Annotated in this window: 13 protein-coding genes; 10 read left to right on the top strand and 3 right to left on the bottom strand. The window is 42.4% G+C overall.

What is annotated here, in order from left to right; all coding sequences use genetic code 11:
* Positions 1 to 92: 92 nt before the first annotated feature.
* The 3 genes from QZ576_RS06645 to QZ576_RS06635 form a co-directional block, all read right to left on the bottom strand.
* Complete coding sequence (locus tag QZ576_RS06645) at positions 93 to 3,044, bottom strand: glycosyl hydrolase (protein WP_297095334.1); 2,952 nt, start codon at positions 3,042 to 3,044, stop codon at positions 93 to 95.
* A gap of 45 nt (positions 3,045 to 3,089) precedes the next feature.
* Positions 3,090 to 3,974 carry an NAD(P)-dependent oxidoreductase gene (locus QZ576_RS06640; protein ID WP_297095332.1) on the bottom strand — a complete coding sequence of 295 codons (885 nt, stop codon included), beginning with the start codon at positions 3,972 to 3,974 and terminating at the stop codon, positions 3,090 to 3,092.
* Positions 3,975 to 4,435: 461 nt separating this feature from the next.
* Positions 4,436 to 6,040, bottom strand: coding sequence for a fumarate hydratase (locus tag QZ576_RS06635; protein WP_297095330.1), 1,605 nt, complete (start codon positions 6,038 to 6,040; stop codon positions 4,436 to 4,438).
* Positions 6,041 to 6,247: 207 nt separating this feature from the next.
* Here QZ576_RS06635 and QZ576_RS06630 point away from each other — a divergent pair, with 207 nt between their 5' ends.
* From QZ576_RS06630 to QZ576_RS06585, 10 genes are all read left to right on the top strand, one after another.
* Positions 6,248 to 7,489 (top strand): T9SS type A sorting domain-containing protein, encoded by a 1,242-nt coding sequence (locus QZ576_RS06630; protein WP_297095328.1) that lies wholly within the window; start codon positions 6,248 to 6,250, stop codon positions 7,487 to 7,489.
* 98 nt (positions 7,490 to 7,587) lie between these two features.
* Positions 7,588 to 8,208 carry a hypothetical protein gene (locus QZ576_RS06625; protein WP_297095326.1) on the top strand — a complete coding sequence of 207 codons (621 nt, stop codon included), beginning with the start codon at positions 7,588 to 7,590 and terminating at the stop codon, positions 8,206 to 8,208.
* A complete protein-coding gene (locus QZ576_RS06620) occupies positions 8,201 to 8,497 on the top strand; it encodes a transcriptional regulator (protein ID WP_297095325.1) in 297 nt (98 codons plus the stop codon). The genes QZ576_RS06625 and QZ576_RS06620 overlap by 8 nt, the downstream gene beginning before the upstream one ends.
* A 103-nt stretch (positions 8,498 to 8,600) precedes the next feature.
* A complete protein-coding gene (locus tag QZ576_RS06615) occupies positions 8,601 to 10,553 on the top strand; it encodes a sialate O-acetylesterase (protein WP_297095323.1) in 1,953 nt (650 codons plus the stop codon).
* Positions 10,554 to 10,730: 177 nt separating this feature from the next.
* On the top strand, positions 10,731 to 13,139 hold the full coding sequence (locus QZ576_RS06610) for a TonB-dependent receptor (protein WP_297095321.1): 2,409 nt from the start codon (positions 10,731 to 10,733) through the stop codon (positions 13,137 to 13,139).
* A 133-nt stretch (positions 13,140 to 13,272) separates the two neighbouring features.
* Complete coding sequence (locus QZ576_RS06605; protein WP_297095320.1) at positions 13,273 to 14,058, top strand: PhzF family phenazine biosynthesis protein; 786 nt, start codon at positions 13,273 to 13,275, stop codon at positions 14,056 to 14,058.
* Positions 14,059 to 14,210: 152 nt separating this feature from the next.
* The gene (locus QZ576_RS06600; RefSeq protein WP_297095318.1) at positions 14,211 to 14,912 is read left to right on the top strand and encodes a bifunctional 2-polyprenyl-6-hydroxyphenol methylase/3-demethylubiquinol 3-O-methyltransferase UbiG; all 702 of its coding nucleotides are present in this window, start codon (positions 14,211 to 14,213) and stop codon (positions 14,910 to 14,912) included.
* 178 nt (positions 14,913 to 15,090) lie between these two features.
* Entirely contained in the window at positions 15,091 to 15,306 is a 216-nt protein-coding gene (locus QZ576_RS06595) for a hypothetical protein (RefSeq protein ID WP_297095316.1), read from the top strand.
* Positions 15,307 to 15,415: 109 nt separating this feature from the next.
* The gene (locus QZ576_RS06590; RefSeq protein WP_297095314.1) at positions 15,416 to 16,222 is read left to right on the top strand and encodes an FRG domain-containing protein; all 807 of its coding nucleotides are present in this window, start codon (positions 15,416 to 15,418) and stop codon (positions 16,220 to 16,222) included.
* 78 nt (positions 16,223 to 16,300) lie between these two features.
* Positions 16,301 to 17,215, top strand: a complete 915-nt coding sequence (locus QZ576_RS06585) for an aldo/keto reductase (RefSeq protein WP_297095312.1) — start codon at positions 16,301 to 16,303, stop codon at positions 17,213 to 17,215.
* Positions 17,216 to 17,273: the final 58 nt, after the last annotated feature.

The raw sequence follows: 17,273 nt of genomic DNA, 5'->3' as shown, positions 1-17,273 counted from the left end.
CTAAAAAGTCGACCGATTCACCTCTAATCAAAAAACAAGCTATATGAAATCATGCAAATCCCCTCTGAAGACCTGCTAAGAAGGAAGCTTAACTAGTTATTTTCCCAAACACTTTCACGAATGGTTACCGGCCCTAATAAACCGGAAGGTTCAAGGTTGATCTCCGGTCGTTTTCTTCCCAAAAAGTCGTTTGAAATTACAATGTTGGTTGATGTGTACTTTTTCTGATCCTCAAGAATTTCATCACCCGCTACACGGTTAAACCACGAGTTCACCACTGTAATCTCCAACGTATTTTCGCCTTCTTGCAACACATCGCTGATATTTACCCGGAAAGGTTTAGTCCAGATAATTCCCTTATATTTTCCATTAACAGTAACCTCTGCAATACCAACATCTTTTACCGTTTCCAACTGAAGGAAATAATCAGCCCCTTTTCCCGGTGCAAAATCCAGATTAAATGTTTTTGTGTAGTCCACTTTCCCTGAATAATATTTTATTCCCTGATCATCAGATTTTGACCAGTCAGCCAGTTCCGGGAAAACCACTTTTCCGGGACCACCCCACTCCGGATCAAAAAACAGTTCCCATTCACCATCAATGGTCGCAAGCGTTTTATATTCAGGATAATTCCGCGTTTCCACCCCCTGACGATCGGCAGGAATTGGCGCGTTAAAAACAACCATAACCGAACCATAAGGCTCCAAAGTTAAAGGCACTTCCGTTTTACCATCGGTCTGTTTAAACGCCAATGCATCACGAATTTCGCCGGTGTTGGCATCCCAAAGTTCCGGATGTAATCCGCTCACACGGAATGCTGCTGTTATTTTTTGTTTCTCCGCGGTTTGATTCGACACGAAATACACCTGTGTTTTTCCAATGGTATAATGAATGTAATCGAAATCGGTAGTGCTGGTGTTGCCTTTAACGGCAAAATCAGGTGCAACATCTTGCGACGACAAGTACTCGCGGGCAGTAACTCCCCAAACAACCTTTCCGGCACCATAACTTTTTGTGCCTTCGGCCGAAGTATCGCTTCCCCACATTTTATCTGCCAGCGTTTGAAACTCTTCGTTAGCCGCTTCGCCTCGAACCAAACTTATTGAGCCTTCAGGTTTGCTTCCGATAACCGTTGCTCCCTGATTTACCAACTCCTCCAGTTTCTCGAGTACTGCCAACGATAAAACTTTATGATCGGGCAAAACCAAAACGTTGTATTCAATTCCTCCTGGAACAACAACTTTTCCGTCATTCACTTTTAACTGTAGGAATATCGTTTCATCGGTTACATCGTAATCGTACCCCGGCATAACTCCGGCAGGATCGGAATGTTTATACGGAAATACATTGGGCACATGATCGCCATAATAATACAGCACATCGGCAACAAATTTGCCCTCCTGCACAACAGCCTGCACACGTTGCATATAATCGATAAACGGCCCCGACTGATTCCACCAGGTCACCTGCGGATTTACGTGAGTACCGGCAAAATATTCCTGCCCCGGCAATCCCATTTCGAGTGGCGAGCAAGTGAAAGTATGAAAATACATACGGTTCAAACCTGCACAAATTTCATGATCAAATGACGATTTCTGGTCGTGCCAAAGTTCATCGTTCCAGTGCGGGCCGATGGTAGTAAAACTCTCCGCACCAACTATTTTAATGCCGTAAATGTGCGCAGCCGAAGAAGCCTGTTTCAGGAAGAAACGGTTTTCGTCGCGCGGCCGGTGTGGCGATGGTGCCCAAAACTCACTCATTACAATATCGTTGTAACCGTAGTTTTTTATACCATCCATTGGTCCGGCATGCGGCCCTGCAGATTCGGGCTGAACACCCATATTATATTGGTGTGCGTATTCCTGAAAACGTTTGTAATGCTTCTCGGCAACCAGGTCGGCCAGTGTTTTTCTGAAATCGGCCAAAAAAGCATTTGAGGTGTTTACATCATCAACTATATAACCGGCAACAACCGGCAAATAATTTGTTACATCGTAACCGCGGTAATCGGTAAATTCCTGCGCAAATTTATCGGTCCAGTTCATGCCACCACACTCCCAACTGTCGGTTTCCATGTATTTTAAGGTCGTTCCAACGTGATCGCCGGCAGCTTCAAAAATTGGCTCAACCACATCGTTCCAATAAAAATCAAACGCCTCTTCGCTCATGTAATCTAACACAAGGCCCTGCCAGTCGCCACTCGATGTTGAAACTTCAGCCTCGGTACAAGTGTACCCAACCCGCATTATGTTCCAGTTTCCTGCTGGCGCTTCCCAATTCAGTGTTCCATCCTCCGACACAAATGCATCAAGCTGAACGATCTCATCTTTATTGATAGTATAGTTTTCCTCGCCGTCTACCTTTTCCTTCTCTGGATCATTAAAAAGCAGGAATCTGCAATCCGGAGCAGATCCACCCAACTCATGAAATCCCAGTTTGTAATCAAGATCTGTGATCACCACATCTGTTTTCCCTGTTTCCTTTAGCGGAAAAGCAAGGATTGTAATGTCTTTATAAAAATCGTCTCTGGTGAAAGGTTGCTCCAATTTCATCGAAACGGTCTTTCCTCCTTCAACTTTAGTTTCGGAAAAGGTCAATTGTTTAGCAGCATATTCAGGTGTTACACGCGGGCCACCAAGATTCCAGCCACTCTGAATATTAAATCCCATGGTTAATCCCAAACGTTTGGCCTCATCAAGCGCAAACACAAAAAGTTCGTTCCACTCGTCCGATCCATATAATGGTCCTTTCGGGATATCTTTATTTCCGCGCTGGTTATGACCGCCGGCATCAAAGATCATAGCTCCCTGAAAGTTTTTGGATTTCATGGCCTCCAGATCTTTTGTAATAGCCGCCTTATTCACGTTCCCATTCAACCACCACCACCAGCAATTCACACCATATTCGCGCGGCAGGTTTTCGAAATTAGCCCTTATTTCGCTGTAACTGATCTGGTCTTCTGCAGCCGTTTCGGTTTTATCTTTTTGTGTACACGATTGCCAAAACACAGCGACAATAAGCACCAATAACAATATTCTATTCATAGCTGATGATTTTTTAAAATGATGATTTAACGGTTAGATTTTCGACTACAAGCCTGATATTCTTTCCAAAGCCAGTGTTAATGCATGCGTTCCCAGTTTTCCGTGGCCCTGCGCCTGAACCGCCAGGTAAAGTTGTTTTACCAACGCCAAACCGGGTAACGACAAGCCCATTGCTTCCGCTTCTTTTAAGGCAATCCCCATGTCTTTGATAAAATGCTCTACAAAAAACCCGGGATCGAAATTGCGATTTACAATGCGCGGCGCCAGATTATCAAGCGTCCAGCAACCGGCAGCTCCACCACTAATTGATGAAAGCATAGTCGGTAAATCGAGACCGGCTTTATGTCCATACAACAACGCTTCGCAAACACCGATCATAGTTCCGGCAATGGTAATCTGGTTACACATTTTTGTATGTTGCCCCGATCCGGCTTCGCCCTGGTAAACGATCTGTTTCCCCATGATTTCGAACAGCGGCATAACCTTATCAAAAGCTTCTTTGTCGCCACCGGCCATTATTGAAAGTGTTCCATTTTTTGCACCAACATCACCTCCGGAAACAGGTGCATCAACCGACTGAATGTTTTTTGCTTTTGCAGCCTCATAAATTTCAACGGCCAGACTTGGTTCTGTAGTTGTCATATCAACCAAAACAGCACCCGGCTTTGCTTTTGCCAGAATTCCATTTTCACCAAAATATACTTCGCGAACATCTTTCGGAAAACCAACAATCGTAAAAATTACATCGGAAACCGCAGCAACCTCAGCCGGGCTATCAGCCCATTTTACACCGTTTGCCAGCAACGATTCTGCTTTACTTTTTGTTCGTGTGTATGTGGTACACGAATAACCCGCATTATTTAAGTGGCCCAGCATGGAAACTCCCATCACTCCGGTGCCAATCCAACCAATTGTAATATCTTGTTTCATTTTTATTTTTTAAGTATGCCAAAGCTAAAGTTTTCGCGACATTCAGCAAAATCATTCTATTCACAATAAATGGTTGAACGTTCATAATTTAGAATAAATATATTTTATCTGTAATAAACTGGTAATGACCACTTCGTTGCAAAGAAAAAAGTAAGAGGATTTTGCGCGTTCAACACTGATTCTCTAAAGTTTAAGTCCATCACAACTCTTTCACAACTTTATAAACAGTACTTTTTACTCTTTTACAACATGCTCAACAACAGCCTATTTACAGACCCGCATTTTTTAAATAACTCAAACAATAGATTATATTTATCACAAAATCTTTCGCATAGATTTATAAGTGATAACGGAGAGTGGATGCTGACTACTTTCCGTTTTCTTTTAAAGCGCCAATCCGGGGCACAAAAAAACCTCCGGATAACTCCGAAGGTTTTCTTATAGTTATTCTCGAATTTTTCTTATAATCCTTTAAAGAAGTCGTTTCCTTTATCATCAACAATAATGAATGCCGGGAAATTCTCCACTTTAATTTTACGAACCGCTTCCATTCCAAGGTCTTCAAAATCGACTACCTCAACAGATTTGATACTGTTTTTGGCCAGAATTGCAGCTGGTCCACCAATTGAACCAAGGTAGAAACCACCATGTTTTTTACAGGCGTCGGTAACTGCTTGCGAGCGGTTTCCTTTTGCCAGCATGATCATGGAACCGCCCTGGCTTTGGAATTCGTCAACATAAGGGTCCATACGTCCTGCAGTTGTTGGTCCGAAACTACCGGAAGCCATACCTTTTGGAGTTTTTGCAGGACCTGCATAATACACCGGATGGTTTTTAAAGTATTCCGGCATTGGTTTACCTTCGTCGAGCATTTGTTTGATCTGCGCGTGTGCAATGTCGCGTGCTACGATTAAAGTACCACTCAGGTTCAAACGTGTTTTTGTTGGGTATTTTGTCAATTCTGCCAATACTTTGTCTATTCCCTGGTCCAGGTCGATATCGATTGCAGGGCTCATTGCCGGAGCTTTCGCAGGCAAGAAACGAGCAGGATTTTTCTCCAATTGCTCAACAAAAATACCGTCTTTGGTAATTTTTGCTTTTATGTTACGGTCGGCACTACAGCTAACACCCAAACCTACAGGGCACGAAGCTGCGTGGCGTGGCAAGCGGATCACACGTACATCGTGTACAAAATATTTTCCGCCAAACTGTGCACCTACTCCACTTTCCTGGCAAATTTTAGTTACTTTTTCTTCCCACTCCAAATCACGGAAAGCTTGACCACCTTCGTTACCTTCGGTTGGTAAATGATCTAAATAACCGGCTGACGCCTTTTTAACGGTAGCAAGAGTTGCTTCGGCTGAAGTACCACCAATTACCAGTGCCAGGTGATATGGAGGACAGGCAGAAGTACCCAGATCCATAATTTTTTCCTGTACAAATTTGGTGAGGTTTTCTTCTGTCAACAACGATTTGGTTTGCTGATAAAGAAAGGTTTTGTTACCTGAACCTCCACCTTTTGTTACAAAAAGGAATTCGTATTTATTGCCTTGCTCGGCGTAAAGATCGATTTGTGCAGGAAGGTTAGTTCCGGTGTTCTTTTCCTTTGTCATAGTGAACGGAACCACCTGCGAATAGCGTAAATTCCTTTCAGCATAGGTATTAAAAATACCTTTCGATAAGGCTTCTGCGTCGTTGGCGCCGGTGTACACATCTTCACCTTTTTTACCAATAACAATTGCTGTACCTGTATCCTGGCAAGTTGGCAATTCGCCCTCGGCCGAAACAGCCTGGTTCATCAACATGGTGTGAGCTACAAAACGGTCATTATCCGTTGCTTCCGGGTCTTCAAGAATTTTGGCCAGCTTTTCGAGGTGAGCAGAACGCAGGTAAAACGAAACATCAGAAAATGCTTCTTTTGCCAGTTCTTCCAAACCTTTAGGATCTACTTTTAAAATCTCGCGGCCATCAACTTCAATGGTCGACACATAATCTTTTGTAATGCAACGATATTCGGTATCGTCTTTTAAAATTGGAAATGGTTTTTGATATTTAAAATCTGCCATTGTATAATCGGTTAAATTAATTTTCCTTCAAAGATAAAACTATTCGGTGGTTTCTATTTTATTTTAAGGCGAAACCTGAAAAATTTAAGACTCAGAGCAGATACCGATTTCAAACATTCGATGTTAATAACTACAGCCTATTTATAGCCATTCTAAGGTTTTATTTATTACATCTAAAATATATTTGCGCCCAGACAAAAAGACAAGATGAAAAAAATAGGTTTGGGTTTGTTATGTGTATTGACACATAGCATTTTCTCGTGGGTATTCGCATCGAATCCTGCGAACAATAATGATTCTTGTTATCCCTTCGTCTCCCACTCATTTCAGCGAACAACGGTTGTTCCTGAAGCAGCAAACGACACCTTTTTGCTGGCCTCAGGATGTAGTAATAATTTGGTTTCGGGCAACCTGCTGTTGAACGACAACTACGATCCCGGCGATGCTTGGTTAAGCCGAATCGACGGACCAAAAACCGGACATTTTTCATGCGGTCCGCAAGGGAATTTTGTGTTTACCACAGATCCCGGTTATCAGGGAGAAATTGTGCTTCAGTACCGGTTGAGTTCCATAAGCAATCCCGACTCTTATTCGAATGCCTATCTGGTAATTTATGTTGAAGATGATGCCGATTGCGACCAGGTTGTAAACAGCATCGACATCGACGATGATAACGACGGTATTTTGGATGTTCATGAAGGCGACGAAACTGTTGACACCGATGGCGACGGAATTCCGGATTGTCTTGATATTGACTCGGACAACGACGGTATTACCGATTTTACTGAATGGCAAACCGAAGGCTTTTGCAAATCGTTACAATTGATTGACGAGAATGGCGATGGCTGGGATGCAGCTTTCGACCCGGCAGAAGGTGGCGATTATTACGAGCAGGTTGATACCGATATGGACGGGATTCCTGATTTTCAGGATAATGATTCGGACAACGATGGAATACCTGACTACATTGAGGCTTTCGACATTAACAACGACAAAATACCGGCAATAAATTTTTCGAACCTGGATTTTGATACTGACGGGCTCGACAACAGTTGCGATACTGTAAATTGCGGCATATCGCGGCTAAATCCAATGGGCAGCAGTAGCCCCCTACCCGACAACGATACCAACAACATCAGAGACTGGCGCGATCCGTATAATTACATCGTGATTGATGATAAGCCATATGCAAAAACCGGCAAAGACGAGTTAGTTGCTTATCCCAATCCTGTTGTTGATCAGTGTACAATCGTACTTCCGGGCACAGAAAATAATGCACCGGAAAATTCAGTCAAAATTTTCGACATTCAAGGAAGGCTGGAACACCTGGAATTATTCGAAGGAAATGAACACCATCTTTCGCTGGCTCACTTAAAAAGAGGGATTTACATAATTCGGGTAAAGGCCGGAACCAAAGAATTTGTCACACGCATTAGCAAAGCAGATTAAAAAACACAGATTAACAAGCTCTCTTAAAATCCTCATTTTTATCAATTTATTTGGTTTGTATTACAAACTTGTTTAATTTTATAAACAAAACAACCAATATGAACTCAAGTACTTCGAACCAGGAAATGAGTGACAACGAAATGTTGAAAACACTTAAAACAGCCATTGCTTCATCGAAACGGTCGTTATATGAAGATGGGATTTTACTCATCATATGGGGGGCATCATTTACCTTTGGATTCTTACTGAATTATTATAAATCCACTCATCTTGTAGTTTACTGGGAACGTAACATTATAGATATCCTGAATATTTTGGCAGCTATATTATTGATCGGATTTACCATCTATTACATCTTCCTTCGTAAGCCAAAACTCCATACATATACAGCTATTTCCACCCGATATGTTTGGCTGGGAATAATTATTGCGCACAACCTGAACGTGATCGTTACCAAAAGCCTGCTGCAAGAAGTTGATTTTTCGCTGCTCCATCCGCTTCAAATGGTTTTAATTGGTTTTGCCCTTTTTGTTACCGGCGGAATTTACCGCTACAAGTTACTTTCCATTAGTGGTGGTGTAATGTGGATCGCCGCAGTTTTGTGTGCCCGCGTTGAGCTGGCTGACCAGTATCTGATTCGGGCGATAGCCAACTTTGTCTGTTTTGTAATTCCGGGCGTTCTCATGTATCTGAAAAGTAAAAAAGCGGCCCATGTTTAAAAGCCTCGATCCACTTCTTCATTCGCAGGTGCGGCTGGCAATAATGACCATTCTGCTTAATGTTAAGTCGGCCGAGTTTTCGTATTTGCTCGAAAATATCGAAACTACGAAAGGCAACCTCAGTTTCCAGATCACAAAACTTAAGGAAGGTGGTTACATCAAGGTAAAAAAGTCGTTTCGCAAAAACTATCCGCTTACCACATTAAGCATTACTCCCAAAGGAATTGAGGCCTACGAAATTTATGTGGAAGCCATTTCTGAATATTTCAGAAAATCGGGAAAACTTTAATTCTCACCTACCGTTCTATTTTTGAGTTCATGTTTATACCCTAGTGAAATGGCTGAAGTTTTCATTCAATTCATTAGCTTTGAGAAAACGTAAATTAATCAATATGAAGACTAAAATATGCCTGTTATACATCTTACTTTTTGCTGTTGTTATTAGTGCAAAAGCAGAAGTAAAACTCCCCAAAATATTTAGCTCGAACATGGTTTTGCAACAAGGAATTGAAATTCCTGTTTGGGGCTGGGCAACGCCGGGAGAGGAAATCTCTGTATTGTTTAATGGAGTCTCATCTGAAACAATGACCAACGAAGATGGCAAATGGAAAGTAGCACTACCGGCACAAAAGTACGGTGGTCCTTACACCTTAACTATAAAAGGTAAAAACACTATTTCGTTCAGCAATGTAATGGTTGGAGAGGTCTGGGTTTGTTCGGGCCAATCGAATATGGAATGGCCACTGGCACAGGTAAAAAATGCCGACGAAGAAGTGGCTGCTGCTAATTATCCCAACATTCGTTTATTTACCGTACCTCGCCGTGTGGCACAATTCCCTGAAGATGATATGGAAAGTGGCGAATGGATGGAATGTACACCGCAAACAGCGCATAACTTTTCGGCTGTCGGGTATTTTTTTGGTAAAGCTTTAAAAGAAGATTTGAATGTTCCCATTGGTTTGATTCACTCTTCTTGGGGCGGAACCGTTGCCGAAACATGGACCAGTCCACAAACCATACAAAACGATCCGGATTTCAGGGAGCCCATGATCGAATTGCAGCAAATGAATGTTGAAGAGTACCGAAAAAATAAGGAAGCTCAAATAAAGAAAATACTCGGTGGTGAAATTCCTACCGAAGATGAAGGCATGCAAGATGGAAAACCTGTTTGGTCGGATCCGGAATTAAACGACACCGACTGGAGCAAAATTATCGCTCCCGGTTTGTGGGAAGATCAGGGCTATATCGACATCGACGGAATTGGATGGTATCGGAAAGAACTTGACCTTACGGAAGACCAGACTCAAACCAACCTCAATTTACATTTAGGTAAAATCGACGATTCTGATATTACTTTTCTGAATGGTATTGAAATAGGAAAAACAGAGAATCAATACGATAAAGAAAGAGTTTACACCATCGACAAAAAATATTTGAATCCCGGGAAAAACATGATCGTAGTCCGCGTTAACGACACCGGTGGCGGTGGCGGTATTTGGGGCGATCCAGAAGATCAGTATGTAGCAATTGGTCAGGAAAAAATTGATATATCGGGCGATTGGAAATTCAAAATTTCAAAAGCAGTGATGCAGGATATCGACCTTGGTCCCAACTCGTATCCTACCCTCTTATTCAATGGCATGATCAATCCGATTGTACCATTCGGGATAAAAGGAGTTATCTGGTACCAGGGCGAATCAAATGCCAGCCGTGCCAAACAATATCAACGTGTATTTCCGAATTTGATAAACGATTGGCGGGCACAATGGAACCAGGGCGATTTCCCTTTCCTTTTTGTTCAACTGGCCAATTATATGAAACCGGTACAAAAACCTACAGACAGTGAATGGGCAGAGTTACGCGAAGCACAAACCAAAACATTGGAGCTACCAAATACAGGAATGGCTTCGGCTATTGATATTGGCGAAGCTGATGATATACATCCGCGCAACAAACAGGACGTTGGAAAACGACTGGCGTTAAATGCGTTCAAGGTAGCTTACAATAAAGATGTTGTTTACACAGGTCCAACTTTCGAATCGGTGGAATTTAAAGATGGGAAAGCCTACATTACTTTCTCGGAAACAGGATCGGGACTGGCCGTAAAAGATAAGTACGGCTATGTTAAAGCCTTTTCGATTGCGGGTGCCGATCGTCAGTTTCATTGGGCAAAAGCCGAGATCATCAATAAAAATACGGTGGTTGTTTATTCGTATGCAGTTACCGATCCGGTGGCAGTGCGTTTTGGATGGTCGGATAATCCTGATGATTTGAACCTATATAACCTGGAGCTTCTGCCAGCCAATCCTTTCAGAACAGACGACTGGTCGGGAATTACAAAGTAAATTGTAGATAAAATTATCCCGATCGCACAATTTATTAATCAATATAATGTTGATTATAAAACGTGTTTGCCTAGTTTTGTGCCAATGATGAAACGAGCTCAGTAAATTTCAAAACACATATGAATGATTATCTTGCGAGTTACATGAGTCTCCATAAAAACAAGCGATAACCGACGAATGAAAAACTTTACCATTCTATTTCTATTCCTGCTAACCCAAACCATTGCTTTTGGGCAAAGTAACAATGCAACTTTAAAAGGTGTTATCAAAGATCAGAACGGCGTTCCGATCGATATGGTAAATGTGGTTTTGAAAGAATACCCAACTCTTGGCACCACAACAACTGCCGACGGTGAATTCCTGCTGCGTATTCCGGCGCGCAAACAGCTCACGGTAATTTTTTCATCGCTGGGATATCAAACTTTTCAGGATTCGGTTTACGCTAATCGCGAAGAAACGATCATCAAGCAGATTACAATGCCGGAGACTAACCTCGAACTGGCAGAAATTATTGTAAAAGAACAGCGACGCAACGGCGGAAGTATTATAAGTCTCGATCCGAAAATTATTAACTCCATTTCGAGTGCTTCGGGAGGAATTGAAGCCGGGTTGAAAACCCTGCCCGGCGTATCATCAAATAACGAATTAAGCTCGCAATACACCGTTCGTGGTGGTAACTTCGACGAGAACCTGGTTTATGTAAACGATGTTGAGGTTTATCGTCCTTTCCTGATTCGCTCGGGACAACAGGAAGGGTTGAGTTTTATTAACAGCGACATGGTTTCTACCATCGATTTTTCGGCGGGTGGTTTTAATGCCAAATACGGTGATAAAATGTCGTCGGTACTTGATATAAAATACCGTAAACCGAGCGATTTTAGTGGATCGGCATCGGTTAGTATGCTCGGTGCTTCGGCGCATTTCGAGGATGTTGCGCTAAACGGAAAACTTTCGCACATTTCAGGAATACGATACAAAACCAACCGTTACATTCTGGGAACTTTGGACGAAGAGGGCGAATACGATCCGCGTTTTCTCGATTTTCAAACCTACATTACCTACCAGTTTAACGAGAAATTCGACCTATCGTTTTTAGGTAACGTAGCGCAAAACCAATACAATTTTATTCCGCAAACCCGCGAAACAACTTTTGGTACGTGGCAAAACCCGCTAAACACCCGAATCTATTTTGACGGTCAGGAGCAGGATGATTTTGAAACTTATCTAGGAGCGGTAACCGCCAACTATCATCCCAATGCCAACCTGAACCTGAAGTTTATTGCATCGGCTTACCATGCCAAAGAAAAAGAGACTTACGATATTCAGGGGCAGTACTATTTAAACCAGCTGGAGCGCAATATGGGCTCGGATGAGTTTGGCGACAGCACACTGAATTTGGGTGTTGGTACCTTTATCAACCATGCCCGAAACAGCCTCGATGCAACTGTTTACAGCTTTTCGCACAAAGGAGCTTTAAACTCTGAAAAACACCTGTTAAACTGGGGAATTAAATTTCAGCACGAAAAAATAAACGACGAACTGAACGAGTGGATTTACCGCGATTCTGCCGGTTATTCCATTCCCTATTCTGATAACGAAGTAAATTTGTTTTACACGCTTAATGCCAAAAACAAAATCAGTTCGAACCGGATAACCGGATATATTCAGGACAGTTGGGGCATGCCTACCCAAAATGGCGATCTGTATCTCACCGGAGGAGTTCGCTTCAATTACTGGGATTTTAACAATGAACTACTCATTAGTCCGCGCGCCACATTAAGTTACTTCCCCGAGTGGGAGAAAAAAATGTCATTTCGCTTATCAGCAGGATGGTATCATCAGTCGCCGTTTTTTAAAGAGCTGAAACAAAGCGACGGTTATATAAATTACGACTCGAAAGCACAACGTTCGTTTCAGGTTGTTGGAGGAACAGATCTTCTGTTTACCGCCTGGGATCGTCCGTTTCGATTTACTTCCGAAGCATACTACAAACACATGAACCGCCTGATTCCTTACCAAATTGATAACGTTCGCATACGTTACCTGGCAGAGGAAGAAGCAAGCGGTTATGCCACCGGAGTTGATTTTAAAATTAATGGTGAGTTTGTAAGCGGATTACAATCGTGGGCAAGTTTATCGTTTCTGCAAACCGAGGAAGACATAAAAGGCGACGGTCACGGAATGATTCCCCGACCTACCGATCAGTGGATGAACTTTAGTTTGTTCTTCCAGGATTATTTACCGGGAAACCCAAGTTATAAAATGCAGCTATCAGGATTTTACGGAGCCCGCCTGCCAACCGGACCGCCAAATGGTGAGCGTTACCAGGATGTATTTCGTATGCCACCTTACCGCCGTATCGACCTTGGATTTTCAAAAGTATTTATAAGCCGGGCAAACCGCTCGAACAGCCCGTTTTTCAGGCATATTACCGATTTATCGCTGAGTCTTGAGGTATTTAATTTGCTCGACATTAATAATACGATCTCTTATTTCTGGGTATCGAGTATTTATGGCGACCAGTATGCCGTTCCGAATTATCTTACTTCAAGAAAATTCAACTTAAAACTTACGGTAAAATTCTAAATTCCAACAACATAAGCAATTAGTTACATAATGTAATGTTTAAGCAACATTAAAACTTTAGTGCGCGGCGCCATTGATATGAACTATTGTAACCAATAGATTACCTTTGCCTTACAACTTAATTAGTTACTATATGAACCTAACTGTATACCAGGTTGATGCCTTCGCCGAGAAAGTTTTTGAAGGGAACCCCGCAGCCGTTATTCCACTGAATGATGAGTGGCTTCCTGATGAGATCATGCAAAAACTGGCTTTGGAAAATAACCTCTCGGAAACCGCATTTTTTATAAAAAAAGACGACTGTTACCATATTCGCTGGTTTACTCCCGAAGCCGAGGTTGATCTTTGCGGACATGCTACTTTGGCAACTTCGCATGTACTGTTTCAGCATTTAAATTATACGGCCGATAGGATTTGTTTTCAGTCGAGAAGCGGAAAGCTGAGTGTAAAAAAAGAAGGCGATTTGTTGGTATTGAACTTCCCGGCATCGCAGGTGGAGGCCAAATATATTCCCACAGGTTTAAAAACGGCGTTTGGAATTCATCCGCAGGAATGTTTTAAAGGGCGCGAAGATTTGATGCTGGTTTTTAAAACTGAAAACGACATTTACAACCTGGAGCCCGATTTCACAAAAATGTTAGAGGCTACATCGCGAGGAATAATTTGCACGGCGAAATCGGAGAAATACGATTTTGTATCGCGCTTTTTTGCACCATCGGTGGGTATTAACGAAGACCCTGTAACCGGATCGGCACACACCATGTTAATTCCGTATTGGTCGGAGCAACTGAATAAGAAAAATATGTTGGCGAAACAGATATCGAAAAGAGGCGGAGTACTGCATTGCAAACAATTAGGCGACCGCGTTGAGATTGGCGGCAAAGCAGTTACTTACCTGGTAGGAACCATTAATATTTAACCGTTTAACTCTTTTCGTTGCATTTCGGCAGGAGCATTAAACTTTATTCAAAATTTTTTGTAGAGAGGTATAGCTTAACTTAAATGAAAGTCGTATATTTTTGTACAAGATAAATGCACAACGCACACAAAATCAATAGTTAAAATTTACAGATGAACGATCCGATTGGCCTGGCCATTAAAGAATATTATGAACGAGGAAAAGCGCCTCAGATTCAGGTAGATTCGAATTACACCGAAGGCGAAACTATTGCCCCGTCGTATTTTTTCCGCAACGAAAAGGAACTCCCCAAAATTGAAAAAGTTGCGCTGAAAAATTGCAAAGGCCGCATTTTAGATATTGGTGCTGCTGCAGGCTGTCATTCACTTATTCTGCAGAAAAAAGGTTACAGTGTTACGGCGCTTGAAAAGTCGGAAGTGTCGGTTGAAGTGATGCGCCAGCAGGGGATTGTAAAAGTAGTTCATGCCGATATTTTTGAGTACAACGAAAAACAATTCAACACCATTCTGCTGCTCATGAACGGATCGGGAATTGGCGGAACTATCGCTGGTTTGAAAAAATTGCTGACTCACCTGAAAAGTCTTCTGCTGGAAGGTGGCCAGATTTTAATTGACTCATCAGATATTAAATACCTTTTTGAAGAAGAAGACGGATCGCAATGGGTTGATATCGCCAATAACAACTACTACGGCGAAATGCAATACAAAGTGAGTTTCCGCAAAGAAGAGGCACAGTTCGACTGGCTTTTTATCGATTTTAACACGCTGCAGCTTATTGCCAACGAAATCGGTTATAACTGCACTTTGCTCGAAAAAGGAACACATCACGATTACCTGGCACAACTAAAACTTTAAAACCGGCATAAATACGGCGTGCCGAATGCGGTTCGGCACAACTTGGAAATCGATCGGGCAAGTCTTTTCGCAGAGCTTATTATGTCGTTGGCAGAGTAAATCAGATCATTCACAGATATAATTTCGGTATTTACTGACGTTTACATAATTTGGTGTTCGAATTAAAACAGAAAACACCATGAAAGCTCTTATCCTCATTTCCTCAATCTTTTACATTCTCGGATTGAAGATCAGCAACAAAATCGACCTGGTAAAAAAATCGAATCCGGTGGAGAAAATTATTACCCACAAAGTAAAAGCTGCTGAGCCCGAAAAATGTGCAACTTTTGAAGCAGAAGCACCAAAAGACACACAAGAAAAAGAAAAAACACCGCCTAAGGAAAGTATGGAATAACACCCTCCTCATAGAAATAAACAGCAAAGATTTAAACAGGGAATCATTTAATGGTTTCCTGTTTTGTTTTTCGTACTTTAGGTAACACTAAATTCTGAACTATTTCAATATGAATTGCGCGATCACATCAAACGATATTCGGGTTAACAGTTGGGAGGAATTAACGCAAGAAGTTTACCATCAATCGTGGAAACCCGATCTTGGCCGGTTCCGGTCCGACTTTGCTTTTCGTGGCCTCTCCGACTGCCACTACAAACTGGAGAACAGCTTTGTTCGCAACTGTGGAGAACGTCCTGAACTGGAATATCACATGTTGCGTAATTTCCGTAAATATGCCCGCATCGACGATTTCTTGCTGGCTAACACACCACTTCGGGCACTGGTACTCGCACAGCATCATGGTTTAGCAACACGGTTGCTCGACTGGACTTACTCGCCCTACATAGCCATGCATTTTGCCACATCGAACACCGAAAAATATGATTTGGATGGCGTAATCTGGAAAGTAGATTTTGTTCAAGTGAACCGACTTATTCCTGAGCCACTAAAAGAATTGCTTACTCTTGAAAAATGTAACGCTTTTACAGTGGAAATGCTGGAGTCAATTTTCCCAACAATTCAGAAACTGGATGAGACTATCGGAAGCGGTCATGCTTTGTTTTTTGAACCGCCATCGATCGACGACCGGATTGTAAACCAGTTTGCGTTGTTTTCGGTAATGACAAGCGCCACATCGGTTTTAGACGAGTGGCTGGATAAGCACCCTGAACTGTACCGACGTATTATTATTCCCGCTGAATTAAAGTGGGAAGTGCGCGACAAACTCGATCAGGCCAATATTACCGAGCGGGTACTTTTCCCCGGGCTTGATGGTTTGGCAAGCTGGCTAAAACGTCATTACCGCCCAAAACTATAATTGAGGCGGATAAACCGTTTGCATTCAACAAATTCGGCAGCACCCTGTTCTAAATTTAAACGACTTAAAAATATCCTTATGGCCAACTTTCAAATGAATCGACGGAAATTTATCGGAGCCCTTAGCGCTGGAACGGCTCATGTTTTATTCTCGAATCCAATTTATGCGGGCAATATTCCTGCCCGAAGTCACGATCCTTTTCAGTTGGTAGAATTGGGAAATTCAGGGATAAAAACCACACTCCTGGGAATGGGAACCGGTGTACACGCCACTAACCGTAGCAGTTTCCTTACCAAGCAGGACAAAAACATCAGCCTCGATTTATTGCATCATGCTTACAACAAAGGCATCCGGTATTTTGATTTGGCCGATACCTACGGCACGCACGGACTTTTCGCCGAAGCAATGACAAAAATGAGCCGAGAAGAACTAACACTCACCACAAAAATATGGACACGCCCGGGCGGAATTCCGGAGAAAGAACGCCCTGATGCTGACGTTGTGGTGGATCGGTTCCGAAAAGAATTGAATACCGATTACATCGATTTGGTGCAAATACATTGTATGGTTGACGAGGACTGGACAGAAACTTTAAAGCCGCAAATGGAAATTCTTTCGAACCTGAAAGCCAAAGGAATTATAAAGGCTCATGGAGTTTCGGTGCATTCGTATGATGCCATGAAAGCTGCCGTTGAAAGCCCCTGGGTTGATGTTTTGCATGCACGCATCAATCCGTACGGAATTGCAATGGATAAGCCCGATCCGCAGGAAGTGGTGGAGGTTATTCAGCAATTGCACCAGTCAGGAAAAGGAGTTATAGGAATGAAACTGGTGGGCAACGGCCAATTACGAAACGACAGCGAAAAAATAGATAACTCACTGCGATTTGTTTTGGGATTAGGTTGTGTAGATATGATGATTGTTGGTTTCGAGACAAAAGATCAGGTAGACAATTACATCTCCCGAATGGAGACTGAATTGAAGAGGCTTTAGTAAAATTTGCTGCAGTTAAATTTATACAATTTGAGAGCAGGGAGTCAATGTTAAGAAA

The organism is uncultured Draconibacterium sp. (genome assembly GCF_913060805.1).
In the GTDB taxonomy this organism is placed as follows: domain Bacteria; phylum Bacteroidota; class Bacteroidia; order Bacteroidales; family Prolixibacteraceae; genus Draconibacterium.
This window is presented reverse-complemented; position numbering and strand designations above follow the sequence as displayed.